The organism is Saccharothrix texasensis, from assembly GCF_003752005.1.
In the GTDB taxonomy this organism is placed as follows: domain Bacteria; phylum Actinomycetota; class Actinomycetes; order Mycobacteriales; family Pseudonocardiaceae; genus Actinosynnema; species Actinosynnema texasense.
Map to the genome: position 1 here is coordinate 3,633,673 of NZ_RJKM01000001.1, position 26,545 is coordinate 3,660,217.

Genomic DNA, 26,545 nt, shown 5'->3' on the forward strand with positions numbered 1-26,545 from the left:
TAGAGTGCCGCAGCGCGCTGTCGTATCGCTGACGCGGCGATGACTCGTGCCGTCAGCGCCCGCCCTAGGCTGTGCCACGGCAGGGTGGAACGAGGGGACGCAGACGGATGGGCGCTGGGCCGTGGTTCGGCCTTCTCGGCCCGCTTGAGGTGCGCATACAGGGTCGACCGGTGCCTGTTCGGGCAGGTAAGCACCGGGCGCTGCTGGCTGCCCTGTCGCTGCGCGCCGGCCGGGTTGTCTCAATTGGTGAGCTGGTCTCCTTCCTGTGGGGTGGCGACCCGCCCGCGCGCACGCGCGGCACGTTGCAGACCTACGTCATGCGGCTGCGGCAGCTGCTCGGCGACCCGTCGCTGATCCGGACCACATCGGACGGCTACCGGCTGGTGGTGCCACCCGAGCAGGTGGACGTGCACCGGTTCACCACCACGGCGGGCCTGGCGCGGCAGGCCGCCCAGTCCGGGCACCTGGCCGACGCCGCCGAGCTGTACGCCGAGGCGCTCGGCCTGTGGCGCGGGCCGGCGCTGTCGGACGTGCCGTCGGACGCGTTGCGCGACGACGAGGTGCCGCGGCTGGCGGAGCGGCTGCTGGTGGTGCACGAGGAGCGCAACGACGTCGAGCTGGCGCTGGGCAACCACGAGCGGCTGGTGCCGGTGCTGCGGTCGTTGACCTCGGACCACCCGCTGCGCGAGCGGTTCTGGGCGCAGCTGATGGTGGCGCTGTACCGGGGCAGCCGGCAGGCCGAGGCGCTGGAGGCGTTCCGGTTGGCCGACCGGGTGCTCGGGGAGCAGCTCGGCATCGAGCCCGGCCCGGCGCTGCGCGAGCTGCACCAGGCGATCCTGGTCGGCGACTCGAGCCTGGCCGCGCCCGCCGAGCACGCCGACCCGGACGTGCCCGACCAGCTGCCGCCGGACGTGCCGGGGTTCGTCGGCCGGGCCGAGCTGGTCGACCGGATCTCCCGGCTGATCGCGCCCGACGGCCCGCGCACCGCGGTGCCGATCGTGACGCTGACCGGCGTGCCCGGGGTGGGCAAGACGGCGCTGGCGGTGCACGTGGCGCACCGGCTGCGGGACCGGTTCCCGGACGGTCGGCTGTACGTGGACCTGCGCGGGTACGCCTCCGGGCCGGCCACGCCGGTGGTGGAGGTGCTGACCCGGTTCCTGCGCGCGCTGGGCGTGCCGCCGGAGCAGATCCCGGTCGACTCCGACGAGCAGAGCACCCTGTTCCGGTCGTTGCTGACGGGTCGGCGGATGCTGCTGGTGCTGGACAACGCCGCCGCGCCGGACCAGGTGCGCCCGCTGCTGCCCGGCGCGGCGAGCTGCCCGGTGCTGGTGACCAGCCGGGACGACCTGCGCGGGCTGATCGCCGTCGACGGCGCCCGGCGAGTGGGGCTGGACGTGTTCGAGCCGGACGAGTCGCTGGCCGTGCTGCACCGCACCGGGCCGGCGGCGGAGGAGCTGGCGCGGCGGTGCGGGCACCTGCCGTTGACGCTGCGCATCGCGGCGGCGTCGGTGGCGGGCGGTTCGGTGGCGCGGTACCTGGAGAAGCTGGGCGACCGCCGTCCGCTCGACCTGGCGCACGCCGCCCTGTCACCGGGCGCGCGACGGCTGTTCGCGCTGCTCAGCGTGGTGCCGGGGCCGGACTTCACGGTCGAGGCGGCGGCGAACGCGGCCGACCTGACCGTGCCGGAGGCCGCCGCGCTGCTCGGGCAGCTGAGCAGGGCGCGGCTGGTGAGCGCCGACGGCGGGCGGCACGCGTTCCACGACGAGCTGGCGCGGTTCGCGGCCGAGATGGCGGAGGCCGGGAACGAGGACGTGGCCGCGGCGCGCGTGCGGCTGCTGGAGTTCTACGTGCGGGCCGTCGACCACTGCGCCGAGCTGCTGTACCCGGACCTGATGCGGCTGCCCGCGCCGGCCGGGCGGGCGGTGCGGCTGCCGCGGATCGAGACGGCGGCGCAGGCGCGGGCGTGGCTGGACGCGGAGCGGGCGAACCTGACCGCGGCGATCCGCTCGGCGGCGGAACGGGGACCGGCCGCGATGTCGTGGCGGCTGGCCGACGGGCTGCGCGGCTACCTGTGGATCGGCAAGCACGTCACCGAGTGGCTGTCGACCGCGCAGTACGGGCTGGACGCCGCGCACGAGCAGCGCGACGTGGCCGGTGAGGCGGCGATGCACCAGAACCTGGGCACGCTGCACTGGCGGCTCGGCGACTTCGAGACGTCCATCGCGCACTACACGCGTGCCGTCGACCTGCACCGGATGTCCGGCGACCTGGCGTCGGAGGCGGAGGTGCGCGGGAACCTCGGCGTGGTGCGGCTGGAGTCGGGCGACCTGGCGTCGGCGCGCAACGACCTGGAGATGTGCCTGGCGCTCAAGCGCGAGTCCGGCGGGTCGAGGTCGGGTGAGACGGGCGTGCTGACCGGGCTGGGCATGCTCGCCATCGAGACCGGTGAGCTGGCCGAGGCGGTGGACCTGCTGGGCGAGGCGCTGGCGATCAGCGTGGAGCACGGGTTGCGCGGCAGCGAGATCACCGCGTTGACGCTCCTGGGTGTGGCGTCGCAGCTCATGGGCGAGCCGCAGCGCGCGCTCACCCACCTGTCCGAGGCGTTGCGGCTGTCGACCGAGGCGGGGTTCCGCGAAGCCGCCGCGCGGGTGCTGGAGAGCACCGCGTCCGTGCGGCTGGACCTGGGCGAGCACGCCGCGGCGCTGGAGCTGGCCGACCGGGCGTTGGCCGAGCTGCGGGAGGACGGCGACCAGCGGATCACCACGAACGTGCTGGTGGTGATGGCGTCGGCGAACCGCGGCCTCGGTTCCCTGCGCACGGCCGACGAGCAGTTCCAGCAGGCCCTGACCAAGGCGCGGCGGATCGGCTACCTGCCGGGCGAGGCCCGCGCGCTGGTCGGCCTGGCGGGCGTGCGCCGGCTCCTCGGCCAGACCGCCGAGGCGCGGACCCTGGCCACCCAGGCCGTCACGTTGACGTCCGACCTGGGCCTGCGCGTCACCGAACGCCACGCCCGCGCCGAGCTGGCCACCGTCGACCACACCCCCACCGGGCCCACCTGAACGTTCAACTCGGGGTGCCGGAACGCAGGACACGCGCGTTCCGAACGTAGGACTCGCGCGAGAGTCCAACGTTCAGGCCGCGCGTGTCCTACGTCCGGAACAGGTGTGTCCTACGTTCAGGACACCCGAGTTGAACGCTCAGGCGTTGATCAGGGCGGTCAGGCGGTCGGCCAGGGCGTCCCAGCGCCAGTTCGCGGTCACCCACTCGCGGCCCGCCGCGCCCATCTTGGCGGCGGTGTCGGGGTCGGCCAGCAGGGCGGCGACGGAGTCGGCCACCTCGGACACCTCGCGGCCGTCGACCACGCGCCCGGTGACGCCGTCGCGCACCGTTTCGGGCGCGCCGCCGGAACGGCCCGCCACGACCGGCAGGCCGGTGGCCGACGCCTCCAGGTACACGATGCCCAGGCCTTCGACGTCCAGCCCGCGCCCGCGCGTCCGGCACGGCATCGCGAACACGTCACCGGCGTTGTAGTGCGCGGGCAGCTCCTCCCACGGCACCGACCCGGTCAGCACCACGTGCTCCGCCACGCCGACCGACGCCGCCAGCCGCTCCAACGTCCCCCGGTACGGCCCGCCGCCCACCAGCAGCAACGCCGCGCCCGGCACCTGCCGCCGGATCTCCGGCAACGCCCGAACCAGCACGTCCTGCCCCTTGCGCGGCACGAGCCGCGACACGCACACCACCACCGGCCGGTCCCCCAGCCCGTACCGGGCGCGCATCTCCGACCGCGCCGCCGCCGAAGGCGCGAACACCGACGTGTCCACCCCTGACGGCAGGTGCTCCAACGCCGCCATCGGCCCGAACGCCGCCGCGAACCGCGACCGCGTGTACCGGCTCACGAACGTGACCACGTCCGCGTCCGACCCGATCCGCCGCAACGCCTGCCGCGCGCCCGGCAGCATCGACCACCCGACTTCGTGCCCGTGCGTCGACGCCAGCACCCTCGACGCGCCGGCGGCACGCAGCCGTGACGTCATCAACGCCAACGGCGCCGCGGCGCCGAACCACACGGCGTCGCAGCGCGCTCCGCGCAGGATGTCCGACGCCCGCCGCACGACGTCCGGCGTGGGCAGCATCAACGTCCCGGGGTGCCGCACCACCTCGAAGGGCTGCGCCGCGTCGAACTCGGGGTGCGAGCCGGCCGGTGACTCCCACGACGGCGCGTACACCACCAGCTCGGGCAGCCGCACGGCGAGCGCGTGCAGGTAGGCCTGGATTCCGCCGGGCCGTGGCGGGAAGTCATTGGTCACCAACAGGGTCCGACGCACGCGACCACGTTACGGGAACGACCGCCGCAGGAACTCCCGCCACCCGCGCACCAGCGCCGCGCCGTCCCCGCCGGTGGTCTCCAGCAGCACGCCGTCCACTTCGGACGCCCGCACCCGCGCCAGCCGCCGGTACAGGGCCACCAGCCCCGGCTCGCCGAGCGTCGACGCCAGGTACAGGTTCAGCGACCACGCCTCCTGGTAGGCCAGCTCCATCCCGGCGCCGCGGAAGTCGGCGTCCGACGGCAGGGTGTCGGGCAACGACTGCCGCACCCGCGCGGCCAGCAGCGGCGCGGCCTTGGGCGGCGGCACGTCGCTGCGCCGGTAGCCCACGTAGTCGGCGAACCCCTCCAGCACCCACATCGGCGCGCCGTCCACGGTCTCGCCGCGTGCCGCCACGTGCGTGATCTCGTGCCGCAGCAGCACCCGCAACGCCAACGGCGACAACGCGCCCGCGCTGTCCGGGTTCAGCACCACCCGTTGGCCGCGGGCGGTGTGCGTGGCCTGGTCGACCCGGTCGGCCACCGCGACGCCCGCGATGGCGCCGGTGGCGAACCCCGGCCCGACCAGCGCGACCATCTCGGCGGGGCTCGCCGGGATCAGCACGGCCACCTGGCGCGCCCACGCCTGGCCCCAGACTTCGGTCACCGCCGTGACGGCGCCGTCCAGTTCGGCCAGCACCCGGGCGGCCAGCACCTCGCCGCCGGGGTGGCTCAGCACGAACCCGCCGGCGCCGGCGAGCACGTGGCTGGGCGCGAAGTCCCACGGCCCGCGCCAGGTGCGCTTGCCCAGCGGTTCCAGCGCGGTGTCGGAGTTGAGGTACCAGCGGCCGTCGCGCCGGGTGAACAGGTAGGCCATGTCCTGGCTGCTGGGCTCGACGTCCACGCCGCGCAGCCGGTACGACAGCCGCACGTCCGGGGCCCACGCCTCGTCGGCGGCGGGCAGGTCGAGCTCGGCGAGGTCGGTCTCGGACCGGCCCGGGGCCAGGTACTCCCACTCGGCCACGGGCACCGAGGCGAGGTTGCGGAACAGGTCGCGCTGCCGTTGCCGGAACCCGGCGTCGGCGAGGGGGTCGAGGTCCGCGGTGAACGCCGGCTCGTCCCGGTCCAGCACCGCCCGCGCCCGCCGGTCCAGCAGCGCCCGCACGGCGTCCGCGCGGGCGGGCGCGGCCGATGCCGCGGGCGTGGACGGGGTCGCCGGCACCACGGCCGTGACCAGTCCGGCGAACAACGTCACGGCCACCAACGCGGCCAGCACACCCCGGAATCGGCTCACGAGCCTCCACTGTCAACGGCAGGGCCACCCCCGTCGAGGATGGCCCTGCCGGACACGACTGTCAGCCCGCGATGCGCCGCATCGCGTAGATGCTGCCGGGGTTCTCCAGCGGCACGACCTTGACCGGGACGCCGTCGGTGGAGGCGTGCACGACCCGCCCGTTGTCCACCGCCATGCCCACGTGGTTGCCGCCGTTGTAGATGATCAGGTCGCCCGCCTGGACCTCGCCGCGGCTGACCGGCCGCCCGGCGCCGGCCTGGCCGCCGGAGGTGCGCGGGATGGACACGCCGGCGTAGGCGTACGCCTTCGACGTCAGACCGGAGCAGTCCCAGCGGTCCGGGCCGGTCGCGCCGTACAGGTACATGTCGCCCTGCTGGTCCAGCGCGAACTGCAGCGCGACACCCGCCGCGCCCGCGGGCACGTTGGTGCTGACCCGCTCGCCGACGCTGGACAGCGTGGTGCGCTCCGACGCGGACAACCGCGCCAGCTGGTCCTTGACCTCGGTGATCTGGCCCTGCAGCTCGTCGTTGCGCTTCTTGACGTCGTCGGCGATCTTGATCGCCTCGTCGGTCGCGGCCTGCGCGCGGGCCTGGGCGTCCGCCGCCTTCTGGCGCGCGTCCTCCGCGGCGTCGACCGCGCCGGAGAGCCGTTCGAGGGATTCGTTGCTGTCCGACGCGAGCACGCCGAGCGCGGACATGCGGTTCAGGAAGTCCTGCTGGGAGTCGGACACCAGCAGCGCCGACAGCTGGTTGAACCGCGCGCCCTCGAACGACGCCTCGGTCAGCTTGTCGACCTGGACCCGGAAGGTCTCCTCGTCGGTCCGCGCCTGCTCGCCCGCCTGGGTCGCCTGCGCCAGGTCGGCGTTGGCCTTGTCCAGCTCGGTCTGGTTGGCGTTGCGCTGCTCTTCGGCGCGCAGGAGCTCTTCGTTGAGCTTGGTGGCCTGCTCGGCCAGCTCGTTGTACTTCTTCAGCGCCTCGGAGGCGTTCGCGGGGGTGTTCGGCTGGGCTCCGGCGGGTACGGGCAGGACGCCCACCGCGGCAGCGGCCACCGCCGTGGCCGCCATCGCCCCGCGCAGGCCGCGCTTGAGTCGTTGCGACGCCACAGTCGCGTGTGTCTCCTTCGTCTGATCCCGCCTGCCGGTCGGGCGCGTGACGCGACCCGACACACCTCTGCTGAGGGATTTCCGGCTCGGCACCCCGACAGGCCGATTCGGCGGTGAACCCGCGTCGCGGCCCAGGATGGACCACTGCTCGCCGCGAGATCTCGGCTAGGTTACGAAAAGTGAGGTCCGGCGTCCACTAGCGGGGCAAGTAAATCACGCGCAGTTCACCTTTCTTCTCATACGGCCTAGCTGTGACCTGGTCGTGTAACCACCGGTGGTGTTAAAAACACGATCTGTGTCACACCCGGCCCAAGCGGGCCAACAGCACCGCCGACGGCACGGGGTGCGCGCCCCGCCGTCGGACGGAATCGGCCACCGCCCGGTCGGACGTCACCACGACCACCGGACGCCCCTCGGGCTCGGCGGTCACCAACGCCCGGATCACGTCGTCGGCCAGCACACCCGGATCGCTGAACAGCACCCGCACCCCGCGCGGCGCGGACGTCGGCACGGCCACCACACCGGCGCCGTCGAACACCAACGTCACCTCCGCGCCGGTGCGCGCCGCCAGCACGGCCAACTGGTGCACCAACCGGTCCCGCTGGTCCGACAGCGACAGCTCCGGGTACCCCGTCTTGGTCACGTTGTAGCCGTCCACGATCAAGTGCACGGCGGGCAGGGCCAGCAACCGGTCCAGCGCCGCCGGGTCCTCCACCCGGCCGACCGCGCCCTGCGCCGCGCTGGCGCCGCGCACCAGGTCCGCCGGCCGCGGGCCCGCGCCGCCCAGCGCCAGCTCCCGCCGCAGGCCGTTCACCGCGCCGTCCAACGTCTCGACCAGCAGGGCCAACCGCACCTCGTCGGCCTGCCGCGCCTCCTTGGCCGACTGGCGCGCCACCTCCGCGTCCGACTCGGCCCGCTGCGCCTTGGCGCGCTCGTGCTCGGCTCGTTCGCGCTCGCGGTCCCGTTCGGCGGTGAGCCGGCGCAGCGCGGCCTCGGCCTCCGCGCGCACCCGGTCCGCCTCCGCCGACGACGACTCGGCCCGGTCCTTCGCCTCGCGCAGCCGCACGCCCTGCTCGCGCAACCGTTTGCGCAACCGTTCCAGCTCGGCTTCGGACGCCTCGCGGATCTGGTCCACCGCGCCGCCCGCCTCGGCCCGTTCCGCCTTGAGCCGCTCCAGCTCCACCTCGAGCCGCTCGGCCCGCTGCACGGCCAGGTCGCGCTCGGAGCGCAGCGCCGCGTCCGCCGCCCGCCTGCCGACCAGCTCGACGAAGTGGGACGCGACCTCCTCGCCCTGCAGGATCGCCGCCGCGCCCGCCGTCACCGGGTCGGGCGACGTCACCTCCAACGCGGCCGGCCGGTTGCGCCGCAGCCACTCCACGACCGCCGCCCGGAAGTTCGCCGACGCCTTCAGGCCGCCGATGAGCACCGGCGCGCCGAGCCTGGCCCGCTTGGTGGGCGCGAACCGGGCGACGGCGCGCAACGACTGCGGGATGTCGACCTTCGCCAGGTCCGCCAACGCGTCCGCGCTCAGCTCCGCGAGCCGCGCGCGCAGGGGCTCGGGCAGGGTGGACCAGTCCACAGTGGACTCGACGGCCTGGTCTGGTTCCAGGTCGTCGGCGCCTGCCGGTGGCTCGATCGGGTCTTGCACCCGTACAGGCTAGCTGTGCCGGGTCGCACCGCTGTGCTCGATCACCGCTCGGTCGCCCGGCCCGATCACCGCCCGATCACCGGTGCTCCGCGCCGGACTGTCGGTGGTGGTCGCTACGGTGCGCCGCGATGACTACTCAGCTCACGTTCGACGAACTGGGCACACCGCTGCGCGAGACCACGTTCGTCGTCTTCGACCTGGAGACCACCGGTGGCCGGGCGGACGGTGACGCGATCACCGAGATCGGCGCGGTGAAGGTGCGCGGCGGGCGGGTGATCGGCGAGTTCGGCACCCTCGTCGACCCCGAGCGGGGCATCCCGCCGCAGGTCGTGGCCCTGACCGGGATCACCCAGATGATGGTGACCGGCGCGCCGCGGCTGTCCACGGTGCTGCCCGCGTTCCTCGAGTTCGCCGCCGGCGCGGTGCTGGTCGCGCACAACTCCGGCTTCGACGTGGGGTTCGTCAAGGCCGCCTGCGCCCGGCTCGGGTACACGTGGCCCAAGCCGACCGTCGTGTGCACGGTGAAGCTGGCCCGCCGGGTGCTCAGCCGGGACGAGGCGCCGAGCTGCCGGCTGTCGGCGCTGGCCCACCTGTTCGGGGTGTCCGTGCAGCCGAACCACCGGGCGCTGATCGACGCCCGCGCGACCGTCGAGGTGCTGCACCACCTGCTGGAGCGGGTCGGTTCGGTCGGGGTGCACTCGCTGGAGGAGCTGGTCGCCTACCTGCCCGAGGTGACGCCGGCGCAACGTCGCAAGCGGACGCTCGCCTCGCACCTGCCGTCCACCCCGGGCGTCTACCTGTTCCGCGGGCCGTCGGAAGAGGTGCTCTACGTCGGCACGGCGTCCGACCTGCGGCGGCGGGTCCGGCAGTACTTCACCGCGAGCGAGGGGCGCAAGCGGCTTCGGGAGATGGTCGCGCTGGCCGTGCGGGTCGACGCGGTGGAGTGCTCGCACTCGTTGGAGGCGGAGGTGCGGGAGCTGCGGCTGCTCACCGCGCACAAGCCCGCCTACAACCGGCGTTCCAAGAACCAGGGGCAGGCGTGGTGGCTCGTGCTGACGGACGAGGCGTTCCCCCGCCTCTCCGTGGTCCGCACGCCGCGCGACGGGGCGCTCGGCCCGTTCCGGTCCCGGCGGCTGGCCGAGACGGCGCTGGAGGCGGTGCTGGAGGCCGTGCCGCTGCGGGCGTGCTCGATCCGGATCCCCGCGCGCAACGCGTCCGCCACGCCGTGCGCCCTGTTCGAGCTGGGCCGGTGCAAGGCGCCGTGCGCGGGACGGCAGTCGGTGGACGAGTACTCCCCCGCCGCTTCGGCGTTCCGCCGGCTGGTGGCCGGGGCGGACGTCGCGCCGCTGCGGGAGCTGACCGCGCAGATCGACGCGCTCGCCCTCGCGCACCGGTTCGAGGACGCCGCCGCCCGCCGCGACCGCATGTCGTCGTTGGTGCGCTCGCTGGACCGCGCGCAGCGGCTCGCCGGACTGGCCGCGCTGCCCGAGCTGGTGGCCGCGCGCCCCGACGGGTCCGGCGGGTGGGAGTTCGCCGTGGTGCGGCACGGGCGGTTGGCGTCGGCCGGGGTGGCGCGTCGGGGCACGCGGCCGATGCCGGTGGTCGACGCGCTGGTGGCGTCGGCGGAGACGGTGGTCCCGGGCGAGGGCCCGCTGTTCGGCGCGCCCGCCGAGGAGGTCGGCGTGGTGCTGCGGTGGATCGACCGGCCGGGGACGCGGCTCGTCCACTGCGACCGCCCGTGGACGTCGCCGGCCTCCGCCGCCGGCGCGTGGCGGGACTGGGTGGCCCGCGCCGAGGCCGGTCGCGACCAGTACCGGATGGCCGGCCACTAGCATGTGGTCGGTCGACACCCCGACGACTTGTGGAGGACCGCTGTGATCACCGCGATCGTGCTGATCCAAGCCGCCGCCGAGACCATCCCGGACGCGGCGCAGGCGATCGCCGACATCGAGGGCGTCACCGAGGTCTACTCGTGCGCCGGCGACGTCGACCTGATCGCCCTGGTCAAGGTCGCCCGGCACGAGGACCTGGCCGACCTGGTGCCCGGCCGCATCTCCAAGGTGCCCGGCGTGCTGAACACGGACACCCACATCTCGTTCCGGTCGTACTCGAAGCGCGACACGGACGCGGCGTTCGCCATCGGGCTCGAAGACGCCTGACCGGACCGGCGGCGCGACAGGAAGACCCGGCGGACCCCGCCGGCCGGCGCGGGCGCGCCCTCAGGGCGTCGCCCTTCGCCCCGGCGCCACCGCCCGCACGCGCCGCAGCCACTCCTCCAACGCCATGAAATCGGCCTCGGTCAGCCCCGCCCGGGGGTCGGCCCGGTGCAGCGGGGCGTGACCTCGGTGGTTTCGCCGCCACCCACGCGCGGTCGGTGTCGGTGAGTTCGTCGTCCGCCCAGGCGAACGAACGCAGACCGAGCCGCGGCGCGACGACGTCGTTCGCGCCGTCCACGTCGAGGAAGAGCAGCGGTCGGGGTCCGGGCACGGCGGGACGATATCCGCCCGACCCGCCCTTCCGACGAACGCGACCGTCCGGTGAGCGGCGCGCGGCCCCGCCGAGGCGTCCGCGTCCCCGGTGGACCTCCCGCGGAAGAGGAACAGGTCGTCCGTGGCGGGGGGACGTCCGCGACGGTCGTCCGGCACTACTCTCGCGCTCGTGTGCGAGTACTTCGCGATCCGGGCCCCCGAGGGGCGGGCGTTGCCGCTCGCGGAACTCGGTGAGCGGCTGTCCGCGCTCGGGCTGAGGCACGACCGCGCCGCCACGTGGCTCACCGGGGACGACACCGGCGCGATGGTGGTCAACGCCGAGGTCGACGCCTCCGGCCGGTTCGCCGCGGCCCCCGACGACCTCGTGGTCAGCCTCGACGTCACGCTGTGGTGCCCGCACTCCGGCCGCACGGCGCAGTGGCCCGACGAGGCCACCACCCGGGCCGGGCGCCGCCTGCTGGGCACCGTCGCGCGGGCGGTGGGGTGGACGCTCCTCGACCGGGACGACCCGGCCCGCTGAGCGGAACGACGAGGCCCCCGCACCGGGCACGGTGCGGGGGCCTCGTCGCGTGAACGGTCAGTCCTCCGGCTGGGACGGCTTCCCGGCCAGTTCGCCCGCCGCCTTGTTCTCGGCGGTCAGGGAGTCCGCCGAGACACCGCGCTCGGCCCGCGCGCGGGCCACGGCGGCGCTCTCCTCCGGCGGGTCCGGGGTGAAGAAGCTGCCCGGCACCGGGTGCCCGGCCGAACCCAGCTTGTTCATCTTCTTCGGCACCGACGCGCCCTGGTAGGCCAGCGGCAGCGGGTGGCCGTGGTCGTCCACCGGGCCCAGCGGCTGGTGGACCTCGATGAACTCGCCGTGCGGCAGGCGCTTGATGATGCCCGTCTCGACACCGTGCTCCAGCACCTCGCGGTCCGCGCGCTGCAAGCCGATGCAGATGCGGTAGGTGATGAAGTACGCCAGCGGCGGGACGAGGAGCATGCCGATGCGGCCCATCCACGTCATCGCGTTCAGCGAGATGTCGAACTTCATCGCGATGATGTCGTTGCCGCCCGAGAGCAGCAGCACCATGAAGTACGCGATCGCCATGGCGCCCAGCGACGTCCGGACCGGCACGTCGCGGGGGCGCTGGAGCAGGTTGTGGTGCGCGTAGTCCTTGGTCATCTTGCGCTCGATCCACGGGTACACCGCCGCGAGGCCGGTCAGCAGCGGCAGGCCCAGGAGGAACGGCAGGAACGGCGCGGGCACCGTGTAGTTGCCCAGGTACAGCTCCCACGCGGGCCACAGGCGGATCAGGCCGTCGGTCCAGCCCATGTACCAGTCGGGCTGCACGCCCGCCGACACCTGCGCCGCGTTGTACGGGCCGAAGTTCCAGATCGGGTTGATCTGGAAGATGCCGCCCATGATCGCCGTGACGGCCACGACCACGGCGAAGAACCCGCCGCCCTTGGCCGCGAACACCGGCATGATGCGCACGCCGACGACGTTGGTCTCCTTGCGGCCCACGCCCGGGAACTGCGTGTGCTTCTGGTACCAGACGACGCCGAGGTGCACCGCGATCAGCGCCAGGATGATGCCCGGGATGACCAGGATGTGCAGCGTGTAGAGCCGCGGGATGATCTCCGTGCCGGGGAACTCGCCGCCGAAGGCCAGCCAGTTGATCCACGTGCCGACCACCGGGAACGAGATCAGCAGCGCCGCCATCACCCGCAGGCCGGTGCCGGAGAGCAGGTCGTCGGGCAGCGAGTAGCCGAGGAAGCCCTCGATCGCGCCCAGCATGAACAGCACGATGCCGATGACCCAGTTGATCTCACGCGGGCGCCGGAACGCGCCGGTGAAGAAGATCCGGAACATGTGCACGACGATCGCGCCCATGAACAGCAGCGCGGCCCAGTGGTGGACCTGGCGCACGAACAGGCCGCCGCGCACCTCGAAGGAGATGTGCAGGGTCGACTCGAACGCCCGGGACATCTCGATGCCCTGGAGGTTCACGAAGCTGCCGTTGTAGACGACCTCCTCCATGGAGGGGTCGAAGAACAGCGCCAGGTAGGTGCCCGACAGCAGCAGGACGATGAAGCTGTACAGCGCGATCTCGCCGAGCAGGAACGACCAGTGCGTCGGGAAGACCTTGTTCAGCTGCTTCCGCATGCCGGAAGCCATGTGGAACCGGTCATCGGCCCACTTGGCGGCGCCACCCGCCACGCGGGCGCCCGCGCCCTGCCGTTTTGTCGGCGTGGTGATGCCACTCATGACTTACGCTCCCAGAACGCCGGACCCACGGCCTCGATGAAGTCGCCGCGGGCAATCAAGTATCCGTCCTCGTCAACCGTGATCGGAAGCTGCGGCAGGGCACGGGTCGCCGGGCCGAACCGGGGCTTGGCGTAGTGGAAGACGTCGAACTGCGACTGGTGGCAGGGGCACAGGAGCAGGCCGGTCTGCTGCTCGTACAGCGAAGTGGGGCACCCGAGGTGGGTGCAGATCTTCGAGTACGCGTAGAAGTCGCCGTAGTTGAAGTCCTCCTGGCCGGCCCGCTTGACCACCGGCTGGCCGGGGCGCAGGCGGATGAGCATGACCGGGCTGTCGGCCCGCTTCAGGCCGTGGACCAGGGCTTCTTCGTCGTCGCGCTCCGACTCGCGGAACGGGAACACCGTTTCGAAACCACCGGCGTCCAAGTCCTCCGGGCGGACCAGCGCGACCTCGTGGAAGTCGCCCGTGTGCCGGCGCAGGTAGACCTTCTCGCCGTTCTCGGACTTCCACGCGGTGTGCCAGAGCGAGTCCTTGGAGTCGCTGTCCGCCCACGGGTTCTTGATCAGACCGCCGAGCGGCACGGCCAGCACGCCGAGGCCGAACACGCCGGCGCCGAGGCCCGCGGTGCGCTTGATGAGCGACCGGCGGCCGATCGTGGAGCGCTCGCCGGCGTCCGCCAGCTGCGCCACGAACGTGGCCTTGTCCACCTCGGACGACCCGCCGTCGTGCCGCTGCTGGACGGACAGCTCCTCGGGGATGAACTTCTTCGTGTACAGCAGCGCGCCGACGCCGAGGCCGAGGATCGACAGGCCCAGCGTGAAGCCGATGACCGGCGTGTACAGGCTGTACAGGATGTGGTGGTCCGTGTTCGGAGCCTCGTACTTCCACGGCCACCAGATGAACGCCACGAGGAACGCGATGCCGGCGAGCGCGGCGATGGTGAACCACAGGGCCACCAGCCGCTCGGCCCGCTTCTCCGCGCGGGTGCCCTTGACCGGCCAGCGGTCCTCGTAGTGGACGATCTCGACGCCGTCCATCCCCGCGCCGAGCTTGACCAGCTCGTCCCGGCTCATCCCGGCGAGTTCCGCCTCGTCGGGCAGCTCGTTCGGCTTCACGCCGCTCATGCCTTGGCTCCGATCCAGAGGGTCACGCCGATCAGTGCGGCGATACCCACGATGAACGCGATCAGACCCTCCGATACCGGCCCCAGGCCGCCGAGGGGGGCGCCGCCGGGGTTGTTGTTCCCGTCGGTCACCGACTTGATGTAAGCGATGATGTCCCGCTTCTCCTCCGACGTGAGCTGCCGGTCGGAGAACTTGGGCATGTTCTGCGGGCCCGTGAGCATCGCGGTGTACAGCTGCTCTTCGGACACGCCGTCGAGCTCGGGCGCGAACTTGCCGGACGACAGCGCCCCGCCGCGACCGGTGAAGTTGTGGCACGCCGAGCAGTTGAGCCGGAACAGCTCGCCGCCGCGGGCCGGGTCCTCGCCGCGCAGCGCCTCGCCGCGCTCCGCGGGGGTCTGCGGGCCGCCGCCGCGGGACTGGATGAACGCGCCGATCGCGTCCACCTCCTCCGGCGTGAACTTGGCCGGCTTGCGCTGCGCCTGCGCCTCCTGGCGGGCCATCGGCATGCGGCCGGTGGACACCTGGAAGAACACGGCCGCCTCGCCGACGCCGATCAGGCTGGGTCCGCGGTCCTCGACGCCGTCGAGGTTCTTGCCGTGGCAGGTGATGCAGGTGTTGTTGTAGAGCTGCTCGCCCAGTCGCACCTGCGCCGGGTCGTCCTGCGCCTGCGCGGTCTGCGGCTGCGGCGCGAGGGCGCTGAACAGGAAGCCCGCGGCCAGCAGCGCGAAGCCCAGCGCGAGCAGGCCCGAGATCCGCCGGCGCAGCTTCGTGCCGCGCTTCCGGGCCCGTGTGGTGTTGGTGGTCATGTGTGCGGCAACCCTTGCTGGTGTGAGTTCGGGGTACGAGCTGGTCAGGGCACGATGTAGATGATGGCGAACAAGCCGATCCAGACGACGTCGACGAAGTGCCAGTAGTACGACACGACGATCGCGGAGGTCGCCTGCGCGGGCGTGAACTTGCTCAGCTTCGTGCGGACCAGCAGGTAGCCGAACGCGATCAGGCCACCGATCACGTGCAGGCCGTGGAAGCCGGTCGTCAGGTAGAAGACGGTGCCGTAGGCCGAGGCCGGGATCGTCGTGCCCTCGCTGACGAGGGTGACGTACTCACCGGCCTGACCGGCGACGAAGATCGCGCCCATGATCAGCGTCACGATGTACCAGCGGCGCAGACCGAACACGTCACCCCGCTCGGCGGCGAACACGCCCCACTGGCACGTGAACGAGGACGCCACCAGGATGATCGTGAAGAACAGTGCGTAGGGCACGTTCAGGTGGGTCGGTGCTGGTGGCCAGTGCCCTTCGTTCTGGGCCTTCACCGTGAAGAACATGGCGAAGAGCCCGGCGAAGAACATGAGCTCACTGGACAGCCAGACGATCGTGCCGACGCTGACCATGTTCGGGCGGTTCAGCGAGTGCACGCGCTGGCCGATTGAGGGCGCTGCCGTTGTCACACGACGCATTATTGCTTGCAGGTTTTCGTCCCGCCCATCGGGTCCGGGGCACGTGCGCAGGTCATCTGGGTCACACACACGGTGAGGACGGGCATGGGGTTGTTGAGCCGGTTGCGTGATCGACGGGCGCGACGGGGTGTACCCGCACTGGAGATCGATTCACCCGGTCTGGAGGTGGTCGTGGAGGCGTTCGACGTGGCGGAGGCCGACTCGGCCGCGCTGGCCAGGTCGCCGCGGTGGCGGGCGGACGAGCCCGCGGTGCTGCGCCACCACCTCGAACTGCCGCCTGACCAGGTAGAACGCGCGCGCGAGCTGCTCGCCCCGGACGGGTGGGCGCTGCGCCACGAAGATCGCTGGCACGCGCTGCGGGTGCAGCGGTTGGACGCCTTGCGCTGCGCCCAGGAGCGCGCCCGGATGGCGAGCCTGGCCCAGCGGCTCGGCGGCGACTGGATCGGGTGGGACGCACTGCAAGTCACGCACCGTCAGCCGGATAGCATCGTGACCCACCTGGCACCCCGACCCGCCGGAGGATCGCGCCGATGAGCACGCAGACGACCAGGATCCTGGTGTTCAGCCACCGCCCCGAGGTGCGTGAGACGATCATCACTGCGGTGGGCCGCCGACCCGCGCCCGACCTGGGCCGCGTCGAGTACGTCGAGGCGGGCAAGATCGCCGACGTCCTGTACGAGATGGACAACGGCGGCGTCGACCTGGCGATCCTGGACGGCGAGGCGCAGCCGACGGGCGGCATGGGCCTGTCCCGGCAGCTGAAGAACGAGATCACCGACTGTCCCCCGATCGTGGTGGCGGTGCGCCGCAGGGACGACCGGTGGCTGGCGACGTGGTCGCAGGCGGACGCGGTGCTGGTGCACCCGCTCGACCCGCTGGCCGCCGCCGAGACCGTGGCCGAGGTGCTGCGCTCGACGGCGCTGCCGGTCGTCCGGGGCTGAGGTCGCCGTGGAGCGCACCTGGCCGTTACTGCTGAACCAGCTCGTCGACCGGGTCGACCTGTCCCAGGACGACACGGCGTGGGCCATGGACCAAGTGATGTCCGGCGCCGCGACGCCCGCGCAGATCGCCGCGTTCGCGGTGGCGCTGCGGGCCAAGGGCGAGACACCGGAAGAGGTCGACGGCATCGCCACGATGATGCTCCGGCACGCCCGGCGGTTCACCGTGGACGTGCGCGCGGCGGACATCGTCGGCACGGGTGGTGACAGCTCCGGCTCGGTGAACATCTCGACCATGGCGGCGATCGTCACGTCCGCCGCGGGCGTGCCGGTGGTCAAGCACGGCAACCGCGCGGCGTCGTCCAAGTGCGGCACGGCGGACGTGCTCGAAGCGCTGGGCGTGGCCATCGACCTGCCGCCGCTGGGCGTGCAGCAGACCGTGGAGGAGCTGGGCATCGGGTTCTGCTTCGCCCCGGTGTTCCACCCCGGTTTCCGGCACGCGGGCCCGCCGCGCAGCGAGATCGGCATCCCGACGTCGTTCAACCTGCTCGGCCCGCTGACCAACCCGGCGCAGCCGAAGGTCGGCCTGGTGGGGTGCGCGCGGGTGGCGTTCGCGCCGCTGATCGCGGGCGTCTTCGCGCGGCGGGGCAACACCATGCTGGTCGTGCGCGGTGACGACGGGATGGACGAGATCACCACGACCACCACGACGTCGGTGTGGGTGGCCGACGGCGGGCAGGTCCGGACCGACCGGATCGACCCGTCGGCGCTGGGCCTCGCGCCGGCGCTGGCCGACGACCTCAAGGGCGGGGACGCCTCGGTGAACGCCGAGGTCGTGCGCGACCTGGTGGCCGGGAAGCCGGGTGCGGTGCGGGACGCGGTGCTGCTCAACGCGGCGGGCGCGATCGCGACGCACAGCGGGCTCTCGGGCGACCTGCACGCGGACCTGGCGGGCTCGATGGGCCGGGCTGCGGCGGCGATCGACTCCGGGGCGGCGGCGGACCTGCTGCGGCGCTGGGCGGCGCGGTCGACGGAGCTGAAGACGGCCCTCGCGTAAGGGTGACCCCCGGCGTCCGGGCGACGTCGACCGCCGGCCGGACGGCTGAGGGCCGGCCGACGTCAGAGGTCCACCCGCGACGCCCGGGAGCCGTGGACGGACGCGGCGAGCCGGGCGAACGAGCGGATCAGCGGGCCCGGTTCGGCGCCGACCCAGGCCACCACCAGGGGGCTGGGCGGCAGGTCGACCAGCGGCACCGCCGTGAGCCCGTCGGGCAGCGCGTGGCCCAGCGGAGCCAACCCCACCGAGCCGTTCCACAGCACGGCTTGCAGGCACTCGTGCGCGGTGCGCACCACCGGTCCCTCGCGGTGCTTCCCGCCGCTCCAGTACGCCGCCCAGACCGGGTCGGTCCCCTCCGGCAGGCGGAACCACCGCCGGTCGGCCACCTCGTCCGAGTGCACGCCCTCGCGGCCCGCCAGCGGGTCGTCCACGCGCAGGACCACGCCGACCGGATCTCGGCGCAGCACGTGCGTGACGATGCCCGTGTCGTCGAACGGCGCCCTGGTGAGGGCCACGTCGACCAGGCCCGCGCGCAGCCCCGTGGTCGGGTCGGCGAAGTCGGCCTCGCGGATCCGGACGTGCACGCCGGGGTGGTGCGCGCGGTAGGCGGCGGCCAGCCGGGCGCCCGCCCGCTCGGCGCTGTCGGCGAGGGTGCCGATGGTGATGGACGCCGTGCCCGCCGCGGCGGCCACCCTGGAGCGGACCTGGTCGGCCCGCGCCAGCAACGTGCGCGCCTCGTCGTAGAGCGACGCGCCGGCCGGGGTGAGCGCCACCCCGGCGGGCGAGCGGTGCAGCAGCACGTGGCCGAGGTCGGTTTCGAGCTGCTTGATCGCGCGGCTGAGCGGCGGCTGGGTCATGTGCAGCCGGGCGGCGGCCCGTCCGAAGTGGAGTTCTTCGGCGACGGCGACGAAGTAGCGCAGCTCGCGGAGGTCCATCACCGGCGACGATACCCGCGAGGTATCGGCGGCGCGGCGTCGGTCTTGGACGCCTCCGGCCGGTCCGGAGTGGACTGGTGGCATGACCGAACCCACCTCGTTGCCCGATCCCGCCGTGCGGGTCGCCGACGCCCGTGAGCTCGCCCGCGACCTGGTGGTCGTGCCGGACGGCGGCGTGCCGCTCGTGCCCAACATCGGCGTCATCGGCGGCTCGCACTCCGTGCTCGTGGTGGAGACCGGGCTGGGCGTCCGCAACGCCGAGGCCGTGCTGCGGTTCGCGGTAGAGCGAGCCAGGGGCCGCAAGCTGTACCTGACCACGACCCACTTCCACCCGGAGCACGCGTCCGGCGCGCAGGTCTTCGCGGGCGAGGCGACCTTCCTGCTCAACCGCGACCAGGCCGACGACCTGGAGCGCAAGGGCCCCGGCTACCTGGAGGTGTTCCGGGGTCTGGGCGAGTCGGTCGCCCGGCGGCTCGTCGGCGTCGAGCTCGTGCGCCCCGACGTCGTCTACGACCGCGAGCACACCCTGGACCTCGGTGGCCGGGTGGTGGAGCTGCGCGCCACGGGCCGCGCGCACAGCCGGGGCGACCAGGTCGTCCGGGTGCCGGACGCGGACGTGCTGTTCACCGGCGACCTGGTCGAGGCGGGCCAGTTCGCGATCTTCCCCTGGTTCCCGCCGCACGACGCCGACGTCTCGGGCACCCGCTGGCTGGCGGTGGTGGAGCGCCTCGCCGCCGCCGGCGCGCGCACCGTCGTGCCAGGTCACGGCGAGATCGGCGACGCACGACTGCTCACCGAGGTCCGCGACTACCTCGAGCTGCTGCGCGACGAGACGTGGGCGCGCCGAGACTCGGCGATGGGCCAGGAGGCGATCGTCGCGGAGGTCGAGGCGCTGATGGTGCGACGGCGCCCCGAGTGGGCCGGTCGCGAGTGGATCGGGAAGGGCGTCGGCTGCCTGTGCGCCGAGCACCGGACGGCGACCGCGACACCGGCGGGGTGAGTCGCCCCGGAGATTGCGGCCACCTTTTCACCGCCGCGCAACCGGGGCCAGTCATGCTGTCCACATGCTCTACACGGTGATGAAACGAGTGGTGGCGCCCGCGGCGCGGCTGGTCTACCGGCCGACGGTCGAAGGGCTGGAGAACGTGCCCGCCGACGGTCCGGTGATCCTCGCGCCGAACCACCTGTCGTTCATCGACAGCATCGTCATCCCGATGGTGGTGCCGCGCCGGGTCTCGTTCCTCGCCAAGGCCGAGTACTTCGAGGGCAAGGGCGCCAAGGGCGCGCTGTCCCGCTACTTCTTCGGCTCTTTGGGCCACGTGCCCGTGCGCCGGGGCCTCGGCCGGGCCGCCAGGGCGTCGCTGGACACCGCGAAGGACATCCTGGAGCACGGCGGCGCGTTCGCCATCTACCCCGAGGGCACGCGCTCGCTGGACGGCCGCCTGCACCGGGGCCGCACCGGCGTGGCCCGGATGGCGCTGGAGTCCGGCGCGCCGGTCGTCCCGGTCGGGCTCATCGGCACCGACGAGGTGCAGCCGGTCGACCGCAGGCTGCCCCGGGTCCGGCCGATCACCGTCCGGTTCGGCGAGCCGCTGCGCTTCGACCGCTACGCGGGCATGCAGGAGTCGCTGCCGGTGCTGCGCTCGGTCACCGACGAGATCGTCTACCGCATCCTGGAGCTGTCCGGGCAGGAGTACGTGGGACAGCTACCAGAGCTCGAACGCCGCCGCCTGACGGCCTGGGAACGTCGAAGGGGGCCACCTCGCGAGGTGGCCCCCTTCGACGTCGTCGGACTCAGTCGTGGCTCGGACCGGTGTGGTACTCGAACACCAGACCGCCCACCGCGACCAGCAGCAGCACCACGGCGATCACCAGCAGCCAGACGTGCCAGAACGCGAGGGCCACGCCCGCCGTCGCGGCGGCCGCCGCGAGGCCGATCGGCCAGTAGCTGCCGGGGCTGAAGAAGCCCAGCTCACCGGCGCCGTCGCTGACCTCGGCGTCCGCGTTGTCCTCGGGCCGCACCTCGATGCGGCGGGCGACGAACCGGAAGTACGTGCCGACGATCAGCGCCAACCCGCCGGTCAGCGCGAGCGCCACCGTGCCGGTCGGTTCGACGGCGTTGGTGTCCGCCCACGTCCAGTAGCCGTACACGACGGCCATCAGGAACGAGAACGCCATCACCAAGTCAAAAATGCGGGCTTCGACCTTCATCGCAGCGTCCTCCTACTTCCCACCGTCGGACGCCTCGCGGACAGTCCGGTCGGTGTCGAAGGGCTTGGTCGTCACGGCGTGCGGCGTGCACAGCTCACCGCAGTTCAGCTCGGTCAGCGCCTCGGCGGCGGTGTACGGCTGCCCGGTGTCCGGGTTCGTCTCCTGCCGCAGCTCGATGTACCGGTCGAAGTCGGCCGACTCCAGCGCCCTGACCTCGAAGTTCATCACGGCGTGGTAGACGCCGCACAGCTCGGCGCAGCGGCCCACGAACGACCCGGTCCGGTCGATCTGGTCGATCTGGAACGCGTTGTCCTGGTTGTTCTTCTCCGGCTCGGGGAAGACGTCCCGCTTGAAGTGGAACTCCGGCACGTAGAACGAGTGGATGACGTCGGTCGAGCGCAGGTTGAAGCGGATCGACTTGCCCTGCGGCACCACCAGCAGCGGGATCTCGCCGGACGTGCCGACGGTGCTCACCGGCAGGTCCGCGGACTCGGTCTTGTACTGGGGGTACTGGAACTCCCAGTTCCACTGGAACGCGATCACGTCGACCGTGACGTCGGGCGTCTTCGACTTGTCCGTGACGTAGTTCTGCGTCACGGCGGTGAAGTAGAACAACACCGCCACGATGATCGTCGGGACGACCAGCAGCACGAGCTCCAGCGGCAGGTTGTAGGCGACCTGGCGGGGCAGCTCCTCGCTCTTCTTGCGGTGGAACGCGACCGACCAGAGGATCAGGCCCCACACGATCACGCCGACCGCGAGAGCCGCGACGACCGACCAGGTCCACAACTCGCGCATCGCCTCGGCCTGCGGCGTCACGGCCACCGGCCAACCGAAGCGCAGCACCTCTTCCGTGGAGCAACCCGTGGCCCCGACGCCGACCAGGCCGACCAGCCCGCCGACCTTCGCCAGCCGGGCTGCCCTGGTGCCCTCCTTCAGGCCCACTGCTCGCCGCCTCCTCAGTCGCCCTCAACGTCACAAAGCTCGCAGGCGGGGGGTGGAATTTCCCCCATGCCAGATCATGCGGGAGCGTAGCTCAGCGCATGGCGCGTCACCCGTCGGGGGCTGCCCCCTTGGAGTGCAGTTTCGGTCACACACCGGCCCCCCGGCATACTGGAGTCTTCTCCACACGACACGAAGGGTGTTTACGGCGTGTGCGGCCTGGTAGGACTGGTTTGCCCTGGCGAGAACGAGGCCCAGCGGGCGCGCTCGGCGGTGGCTGGGGCACTGCGCTGCCAGCGGCACCGCGGCCCCGACGAGAGCGGCACCTGGCAGGGCGGTGAGGTCGTCTTCGGCTTCAACCGCCTGTCCATCATCGACATCGAGCACTCGCACCAACCCCTGCACTGGGGTCCGCACGACCAGCAGGGTCGCTACGCGATCCTGTTCAACGGCGAGATCTACAACTACGTGGAGCTGCGCGCGGAGCTGACCAAGCAGTTCGGCGCCGTGTTCGCCACCGACGGCGACACCGAGACGATCGTGGCCGCCTACCACTACTGGGGCCCGGGCGCCGTGGCCAGGCTGCGCGGCATGTTCGCGTTCCTGATCTGGGACAAGGCGCGCCGGGTGGTGTTCGGCGCGCGCGACCCGTTCGGCATCAAGCCGCTGTACTACGCGGCCGGTCCGGGCGGCGTGGCGTTCTCCAGCGAGAAGAAGTCGGTGCTGGAGCTGGCGCCGACGATCGGCATCACGCCGAAGGTGGACGAGAAGGCTCTGCAGCACTACCTGATCCTGCAGTACGTGCCGGAGCCGGAGTCGCTGCAGAGCGAGGTTCACCGGATCGAGTCCGGCACCTCGTTCACCCTCAAGCCGGGTGGCAGGCCGGTGGTCGAGCGGTACTTCCCGGCCACGTTCCGGCCGCGGACCGTGCGCGGCGAGGCGGACGAGAACCGCCTGTACGACGAGATCACCGAGGCGTTGCGCGACTCGGTGGCCAAGCACATGCGGGCGGACGTGACGGTCGGCTCGTTCCTGTCCGGCGGCATCGACTCGACCGTGGTCGCGGCGCTGGCCAAGGAGCACAACCCGGACCTGATCACGTTCACCACGGGGTTCGAGCGGCAGGGCTACTCCGAGATCGACGTGGCCGCCGAGTCGGCCGCCGCGATCGGGGTGAAGCACGTGGTCCGGGCGGTGACGGCGCAGGAGATGATGGACGCCCTGCCGCTGATCACGTGGTACCTGGACGACCCGGTGGCCGACCCGGCGCTGGTGCCGCTGTGGTTCATCGCCCGCGAGGCGCGTGAGCACGTGAAGGTGGTGCTGTCGGGCGAGGGCGCGGACGAGCTGTTCGGCGGCTACACGATCTACCGCGAGCCGCTGTCGCTGGCGCCGTTCGAGAAGGTGCCGGGCGCGTTGCGCAAGGCCATGGGCAAGGTGTCCACGAAGATCCCGCAGGGCGTGCGCGGCAAGGACCTGCTGCGGCGCGGGGCGCTCACGCTGGAGGAGCGCTACTACGGCAACGCCCGGATCTTCATGGACGACCAGCTGCGCCAGGTGCTGCGCACGTACGACCCGAACGTGTCGCACAAGGACGTGACCGGGCACGTGTACCGGGAGTCCGAGGGCTGGGACCCGGTGACGCGGATGCAGCACGTGGACCTGTTCACGTGGTTGCGCGGCGACATCCTGGTCAAGGCCGACAAGATGACGATGGCGAACTCGCTCGAGCTGCGGGTGCCGTTCCTGGACCCCGAGGTGTTCCGGATCGCGTCGCAGGTGCCGTCGGAGCTGAAGCTCACCAAGGAGACGACCAAGCACGCGCTGCGCCGGGCGATCCGCGACATCGTGCCCGCGCACGTGCTCAACCGGCGCAAGCTGGGCTTCCCGGTGCCGATCCGGCACTGGCTGAAGGACGAGATGCACGACTGGGCGGTGGAGACCGTGCGCCAGTCGCAGACCGACCAGTACATCGACAAGGGCGCGGTGCTGCGGGTCATCGAGGAGCACCGGTCGGGTGTCGCGGACAACAGCAGGCGGATCTGGGCGCTGCTGGTGTTCATGATCTGGCACGGGATCTTCGTGGAGGGCCGGATCCGCCCGGTCGTCCCGGAGCCGCACTACCCCGTCAAGCTCTAGTTCCCACCGCGGAGGCCCCCGGCGCGCACGTGCCGGGGGCTTTCGCGTGCCGCCTCAGGCCACCGGTTCGGCCACGCACGTCCCGTCGGCCTTGGCCCGCATGATCCGGGTCACGTCGGCGACCAGCTCGCCCAGGTGGCGCTTGCTCTGGGTCAGCTGCTCGATGCGGGCCTCGATGGACGTCAGCTCGTCGTTCAGCATGCGCAGCAGCGGCACGCAGCCGGCTTCGTCCTCGGGCAGCTCGACGTCCTGGTCGAACGCGTGCGCGAGCACCAGCCGCGCCAGGCGCACGTTCAGGCCGGAGCCGATGAGGCAGCGGACGCTGCGGACGCGCTCCACATCGGACTCGTCGTAGACGCGGTAGCGGGACTCGGTGCGCTGGGGCGTGAGCAGGCCCTGCTGGTCGTAGTAGCGCAGCATCCGCACGGTGGCGCCGGTCTTCTCCGCGAGCTCGCCGATCAGCACTTATTCCCACCCCTGCCGGAAAGAGCGTTCGATCACGCAACCTTGACCCTGACGTCAGTGTCACACTTTAGCGTCGTCGTCGTGATCGCCTTCATCCTGATGCTCAGCGCCTTCGCGGTGGGCACATCCGAGTTCATCATCGTCGGCGTGCTGCCCGAACTGGCCGCCGACCTCGGCGTCGACGTGCCGACCGCGGGCCTGCTGGTGACCGCCTACGCCGTGTCGGTCGCCCTCGGCGGTCCGGTGCTCACCGTGCTCACCGGGCGCATCGCGCGCCGCAAGCTCCTGATCTCCGTCATGGCGCTGGCCCTGGTGGCCTCCCTCGGCAGCGCCCTGGCCGGCGACTACGCCCTGCTGATGGCGGCGCGCGTGGTGGCCGCGCTCGCCCAGGGCCTGTTCTTCGCGGTGGCGTCCCAGATCGCCGTCGCCGCCGTGCCGCCGGAGAAGCGGACCGCGGCCATCGCCAAGGTCGTCAACGGTGTCGCGCTGTCCACCATCCTGGGCATCCCGCTCGGCACGCTGATCGGCCAGAACTACGGCTGGCGGGCGTCGTTCGTGCTGGTCAGCGCGTTGACGGCGATCGGTCTCCTCGGGGTCGTGCTCGGCACGCCGAAGGTCGCGCACGAGCCCGACCCCGGTGTGCGGGCCAGCCTGTTCGCGTTCGGCAGGCGGACCGTGCTGCTGGGTTTGGCCACGACGGTCCTGTCGTTCACCGGGCTGATCACGGCGTTCACGTACGTCGCGCCGGCGTTGCGCGAGGTGAGCGGTTTCGAGCCGGGCTGGGTGACCGGCGTGCTGCTCGTGTACGGCCTGGGGACGCTCGTCGGCAGCACCGTGGCGGGCCGGGTGGCGCCGGACCGGATCGCCCGCGTGCTGCCGGTCCCGCTGGGTGTGCTCGGTGTGATGCTGCTGGCCCAGGGGCTGATGCTGGAGAGCAAGGTGGCGGCCGTGGTGAGCGTGTTCGCGCTGGGCGCGAGCGCGTTCACGGCGGGTCCGCTGATCCACACCTACCTGATGGGGCAGGCGGGTTCGGCGGCCGGGCTGGTCGCCTCGGTGAACATCTCCGCGTTCAACGTGGCCGCGGCGCTCGGCCCGATGCTCGGCGGCGTGGTGCTGACGAGCGGGCTGGGCCTGCGGTGGGTGGGGACCGTCGGCGGTGTGTCGACCATCCTGGGCGTGGGGGTGGCCCTGGTGGTCGGCAGGCTCACGACGGTTCCGGCAAGGTCGACCGCACCCACACCGCTGGTCGCGCACGTGTGAGATGGCCCTACCGGGCGGTACTACCGCCCGGTAGGGCTTTTGTCAAGACCTTGGCACGCATACGGTCGCGGGTGTGAAGACCACCGAGGCGGACACGCTGGCCGAGCTGATCGACGACTGCACCGACCTGCCGCGGGAGCTGCGTGGCGCGGAGAGCGACGCGCACCCCGAACCGGGGGCCGCGACGCCGTGGCAGGTGGACGACGCCAACTACGCCCAGGTCGTCGACCTGGACGTCTACGTCTGAGACTCCTCGAAGTCGATCACGACCGGGGCGCCGCGGCGCACCCGCCGGCCGGCGGCCGGGTCCTGAGCGGTGACGATCCAGGTGCCCGGCCAGGTCAGCGCGCCCAGCGGCGGGCCGTCCGGGTCACGGGAGGTCACCACCACGCCCGCGGCGTGGCCCGCCTCGCGGGCTCGGGGGACGGTCAGGCCGACCAGGTGCGGCACCTCCGCGTGCGTCATGGCACCAGCGTCCCACCGGGCGCAACGGAAGAGGCCCCCGCCGCGGCGGGGGCCTCTTTCGCGAACTGCGGTCCAGCGGGTCGATCAGTGGAACGAGTCGCCGCAGGCGCACGAGCCGCCGGCGTTCGGGTTGTCGATGGTGAAACCCTGCTTCTCGATGGTGTCCACGAAGTCGATCACGGCGCCCTCGACGTACGGCGCGCTCATGCGGTCGACGGCCACCTTCATGCCGTCGAAGTCGCGCACCGCGTCGCCGTCGAGCGTGCGCTCGTCGAAGAACAGCTGGTAACGCAGCCCCGCGCAACCACCGGGCTGGACGGCGATGCGCAGGTGCATGTCGTCGCGCCCCTCCTGGTCCAGCAACGCCTTGGCCTTCACGGCAGCCGCGTCGGTCAGCGTCACGCCGTGGGTGGGCGGGGCGTCAGGAGTAGTGGTGACTGCGTCCTGAGCGGTCGTCATGGCTCTC

25 protein-coding genes and 1 pseudogene are annotated in these 26,545 nt (G+C 72.4%); 12 read left to right on the plus strand and 14 right to left on the minus strand.

The genetic code is table 11. The features are described 5' to 3' along the window. Positions 1–170 precede the first annotated feature (170 nt). Positions 171–3,059 carry an AfsR/SARP family transcriptional regulator gene (locus EDD40_RS14885; RefSeq protein ID WP_170185086.1) on the plus strand — a complete coding sequence of 963 codons (2,889 nt, stop codon included), beginning with the start codon at positions 171–173 and terminating at the stop codon, positions 3,057–3,059. 138 nt (positions 3,060–3,197) lie between these two features. Here EDD40_RS14885 and EDD40_RS14890 read toward each other — a convergent pair whose 3' ends face one another. The 4 genes from EDD40_RS14890 to EDD40_RS14905 form a co-directional block, all read right to left on the minus strand. After that, a complete protein-coding gene (locus tag EDD40_RS14890; protein ID WP_123743439.1) occupies positions 3,198–4,328 on the minus strand; it encodes a glycosyltransferase family 4 protein in 1,131 nt (376 codons plus the stop codon). A gap of 9 nt (positions 4,329–4,337) precedes the next feature. Continuing rightward, positions 4,338–5,600 carry a hypothetical protein gene (locus EDD40_RS14895; RefSeq protein ID WP_148088804.1) on the minus strand — a complete coding sequence of 421 codons (1,263 nt, stop codon included), beginning with the start codon at positions 5,598–5,600 and terminating at the stop codon, positions 4,338–4,340. Between the two features lie 61 nt (positions 5,601–5,661). Continuing rightward, entirely contained in the window at positions 5,662–6,702 is a 1,041-nt protein-coding gene (locus EDD40_RS14900; protein WP_123743441.1) for a C40 family peptidase, read from the minus strand. Between the two features lie 298 nt (positions 6,703–7,000). Then, the gene (locus EDD40_RS14905) at positions 7,001–8,350 is read right to left on the minus strand and encodes an NYN domain-containing protein (protein ID WP_170185087.1); all 1,350 of its coding nucleotides are present in this window, start codon (positions 8,348–8,350) and stop codon (positions 7,001–7,003) included. A gap of 128 nt (positions 8,351–8,478) precedes the next feature. Between EDD40_RS14905 and EDD40_RS14910 the strand changes: the two genes are divergently transcribed. The 3 genes from EDD40_RS14910 (at position 8,479) to EDD40_RS14925 (ending at position 11,359) form a co-directional block, all read left to right on the plus strand. Then, positions 8,479–10,182 carry a DEDD exonuclease domain-containing protein gene (locus EDD40_RS14910; RefSeq protein ID WP_123743443.1) on the plus strand — a complete coding sequence of 568 codons (1,704 nt, stop codon included), beginning with the start codon at positions 8,479–8,481 and terminating at the stop codon, positions 10,180–10,182. A gap of 42 nt (positions 10,183–10,224) precedes the next feature. Then, positions 10,225–10,509 (plus strand): Lrp/AsnC family transcriptional regulator, encoded by a 285-nt coding sequence (locus EDD40_RS14915; RefSeq protein WP_123743444.1) that lies wholly within the window; start codon positions 10,225–10,227, stop codon positions 10,507–10,509. 499 nt (positions 10,510–11,008) lie between these two features. Then, positions 11,009–11,359, plus strand: coding sequence for a hypothetical protein (locus EDD40_RS14925; protein ID WP_123743445.1), 351 nt, complete (start codon positions 11,009–11,011; stop codon positions 11,357–11,359). Positions 11,360–11,416: 57 nt separating this feature from the next. Here the strand turns inward: EDD40_RS14925 and qcrB are convergent, their stop codons facing one another. The 4 genes from qcrB to ctaE are packed head-to-tail and all read right to left on the minus strand — an operon-like array spanning position 11,417 to position 15,667. Then, positions 11,417–13,087, minus strand: coding sequence for a cytochrome bc1 complex cytochrome b subunit (gene qcrB / locus EDD40_RS14930; protein ID WP_123743446.1), 1,671 nt, complete (start codon positions 13,085–13,087; stop codon positions 11,417–11,419). Beyond that, a complete protein-coding gene (gene qcrA, locus EDD40_RS14935) occupies positions 13,084–14,208 on the minus strand; it encodes a cytochrome bc1 complex Rieske iron-sulfur subunit (RefSeq protein ID WP_123743447.1) in 1,125 nt (374 codons plus the stop codon). The genes qcrB and qcrA overlap by 4 nt, the downstream gene beginning before the upstream one ends. Beyond that, on the minus strand, positions 14,205–15,014 hold the full coding sequence (qcrC, locus tag EDD40_RS14940; RefSeq protein WP_123743448.1) for a cytochrome bc1 complex diheme cytochrome c subunit: 810 nt from the start codon (positions 15,012–15,014) through the stop codon (positions 14,205–14,207). The genes qcrA and qcrC overlap by 4 nt, the downstream gene beginning before the upstream one ends. A 44-nt stretch (positions 15,015–15,058) precedes the next feature. Continuing rightward, positions 15,059–15,667, minus strand: coding sequence for an aa3-type cytochrome oxidase subunit III (ctaE, locus tag EDD40_RS14945; protein WP_082404045.1), 609 nt, complete (start codon positions 15,665–15,667; stop codon positions 15,059–15,061). 84 nt (positions 15,668–15,751) lie between these two features. Between ctaE and EDD40_RS14950 the strand changes: the two genes are divergently transcribed. From EDD40_RS14950 to trpD, 3 genes are read left to right on the plus strand one after another with little or no spacing between them, the layout of a single operon-like run. After that, positions 15,752–16,201: a hypothetical protein gene (locus EDD40_RS14950; protein ID WP_246037669.1), complete on the plus strand. Its 450-nt coding sequence runs from the start codon at positions 15,752–15,754 to the stop codon at positions 16,199–16,201. Continuing rightward, a complete protein-coding gene (locus tag EDD40_RS14955; protein ID WP_123743449.1) occupies positions 16,198–16,608 on the plus strand; it encodes a hypothetical protein in 411 nt (136 codons plus the stop codon). Before EDD40_RS14950 ends, EDD40_RS14955 begins: the two co-directional genes overlap by 4 nt. Positions 16,609–16,615: 7 nt before the next feature. Then, complete coding sequence (gene trpD, locus EDD40_RS14960) at positions 16,616–17,662, plus strand: anthranilate phosphoribosyltransferase (protein WP_123743450.1); 1,047 nt, start codon at positions 16,616–16,618, stop codon at positions 17,660–17,662. Positions 17,663–17,724: 62 nt separating this feature from the next. On the opposite strand, the gene EDD40_RS14965 is transcribed toward trpD, so the two are convergent. After that, entirely contained in the window at positions 17,725–18,597 is an 873-nt protein-coding gene (locus EDD40_RS14965; RefSeq protein WP_123743451.1) for a LysR family transcriptional regulator, read from the minus strand. 82 nt (positions 18,598–18,679) lie between these two features. Between EDD40_RS14965 and EDD40_RS14970 the strand changes: the two genes are divergently transcribed. Together EDD40_RS14970 and EDD40_RS44610 are read left to right on the plus strand one after the other, a co-directional pair. Then, positions 18,680–19,597 carry an MBL fold metallo-hydrolase gene (locus tag EDD40_RS14970; protein WP_123743452.1) on the plus strand — a complete coding sequence of 306 codons (918 nt, stop codon included), beginning with the start codon at positions 18,680–18,682 and terminating at the stop codon, positions 19,595–19,597. A gap of 79 nt (positions 19,598–19,676) precedes the next feature. Beyond that, a pseudogene (locus tag EDD40_RS44610) lies at positions 19,677–20,048 on the plus strand (lysophospholipid acyltransferase family protein); the annotation flags it as partial. Positions 20,049–20,391: 343 nt separating this feature from the next. Here EDD40_RS44610 and EDD40_RS14980 read toward each other — a convergent pair. Together EDD40_RS14980 and ctaC are read right to left on the minus strand one after the other, a co-directional pair. Beyond that, a complete protein-coding gene (locus EDD40_RS14980) occupies positions 20,392–20,808 on the minus strand; it encodes a cytochrome c oxidase subunit 4 (protein ID WP_123743453.1) in 417 nt (138 codons plus the stop codon). Between the two features lie 12 nt (positions 20,809–20,820). Continuing rightward, on the minus strand, positions 20,821–21,753 hold the full coding sequence (gene ctaC, locus EDD40_RS14985; protein WP_123743454.1) for an aa3-type cytochrome oxidase subunit II: 933 nt from the start codon (positions 21,751–21,753) through the stop codon (positions 20,821–20,823). Positions 21,754–21,960: 207 nt separating this feature from the next. Between ctaC and asnB the strand changes: the two genes are divergently transcribed. Further along, positions 21,961–23,889: an asparagine synthase (glutamine-hydrolyzing) gene (gene asnB, locus EDD40_RS14990; protein ID WP_123743455.1), complete on the plus strand. Its 1,929-nt coding sequence runs from the start codon at positions 21,961–21,963 to the stop codon at positions 23,887–23,889. Positions 23,890–23,943: 54 nt separating this feature from the next. Here asnB and EDD40_RS14995 read toward each other — a convergent pair whose 3' ends face one another. After that, positions 23,944–24,354, minus strand: coding sequence for a MerR family transcriptional regulator (locus tag EDD40_RS14995; protein WP_123743456.1), 411 nt, complete (start codon positions 24,352–24,354; stop codon positions 23,944–23,946). Positions 24,355–24,435: 81 nt separating this feature from the next. On the opposite strand from EDD40_RS14995, the gene EDD40_RS15000 reads away from it, so the two are divergent. Continuing rightward, positions 24,436–25,614: an MFS transporter gene (locus EDD40_RS15000; protein ID WP_246037670.1), complete on the plus strand. Its 1,179-nt coding sequence runs from the start codon at positions 24,436–24,438 to the stop codon at positions 25,612–25,614. A 73-nt stretch (positions 25,615–25,687) separates the two neighbouring features. Continuing rightward, positions 25,688–25,861 carry a hypothetical protein gene (locus tag EDD40_RS41720; protein WP_170185088.1) on the plus strand — a complete coding sequence of 58 codons (174 nt, stop codon included), beginning with the start codon at positions 25,688–25,690 and terminating at the stop codon, positions 25,859–25,861. Here EDD40_RS41720 and EDD40_RS15005 read toward each other — a convergent pair. Next, entirely contained in the window at positions 25,852–26,079 is a 228-nt protein-coding gene (locus EDD40_RS15005) for a PASTA domain-containing protein (RefSeq protein WP_123743457.1), read from the minus strand. The two genes, EDD40_RS41720 and EDD40_RS15005, sit on opposite strands and share 10 nt — an antisense overlap. Positions 26,080–26,163: 84 nt before the next feature. Continuing rightward, complete coding sequence (locus EDD40_RS15010; protein WP_123743458.1) at positions 26,164–26,538, minus strand: HesB/IscA family protein; 375 nt, start codon at positions 26,536–26,538, stop codon at positions 26,164–26,166. Positions 26,539–26,545: the final 7 nt, after the last annotated feature.

Excerpts from the sequence above, each read along its gene's own strand:
- qcrB (WP_123743446.1), bottom strand. The coding sequence starts at position 13,087 with ATGAGTGGCATCACCACGCCGACAAAACGGCAGGGCGCGGGCGCCCGC.
- EDD40_RS14970 (WP_123743452.1), top strand. The coding sequence starts at position 18,680 with ATGACCGAACCCACCTCGTTGCCCGATCCCGCCGTGCGGGTCGCCGAC.
- qcrC (WP_123743448.1), bottom strand. The coding sequence starts at position 15,014 with ATGACCACCAACACCACACGGGCCCGGAAGCGCGGCACGAAGCTGCGC.
- EDD40_RS15005 (WP_123743457.1), bottom strand. The coding sequence starts at position 26,079 with ATGACGCACGCGGAGGTGCCGCACCTGGTCGGCCTGACCGTCCCCCGA.
- EDD40_RS14965 (WP_123743451.1), bottom strand. The coding sequence starts at position 18,597 with ATGGACCTCCGCGAGCTGCGCTACTTCGTCGCCGTCGCCGAAGAACTC.
- qcrA (WP_123743447.1), bottom strand. The coding sequence starts at position 14,208 with ATGAGCGGCGTGAAGCCGAACGAGCTGCCCGACGAGGCGGAACTCGCC.
- EDD40_RS15010 (WP_123743458.1), bottom strand. The coding sequence starts at position 26,538 with ATGACGACCGCTCAGGACGCAGTCACCACTACTCCTGACGCCCCGCCC.
- EDD40_RS14950 (WP_246037669.1), top strand. The coding sequence starts at position 15,752 with ATGGGGTTGTTGAGCCGGTTGCGTGATCGACGGGCGCGACGGGGTGTA.
- EDD40_RS14910 (WP_123743443.1), top strand. The coding sequence starts at position 8,479 with ATGACTACTCAGCTCACGTTCGACGAACTGGGCACACCGCTGCGCGAG.
- EDD40_RS14955 (WP_123743449.1), top strand. The coding sequence starts at position 16,198 with ATGAGCACGCAGACGACCAGGATCCTGGTGTTCAGCCACCGCCCCGAG.
- ctaE (WP_082404045.1), bottom strand. The coding sequence starts at position 15,667 with ATGCGTCGTGTGACAACGGCAGCGCCCTCAATCGGCCAGCGCGTGCAC.
- EDD40_RS14980 (WP_123743453.1), bottom strand. The coding sequence starts at position 20,808 with ATGAAGGTCGAAGCCCGCATTTTTGACTTGGTGATGGCGTTCTCGTTC.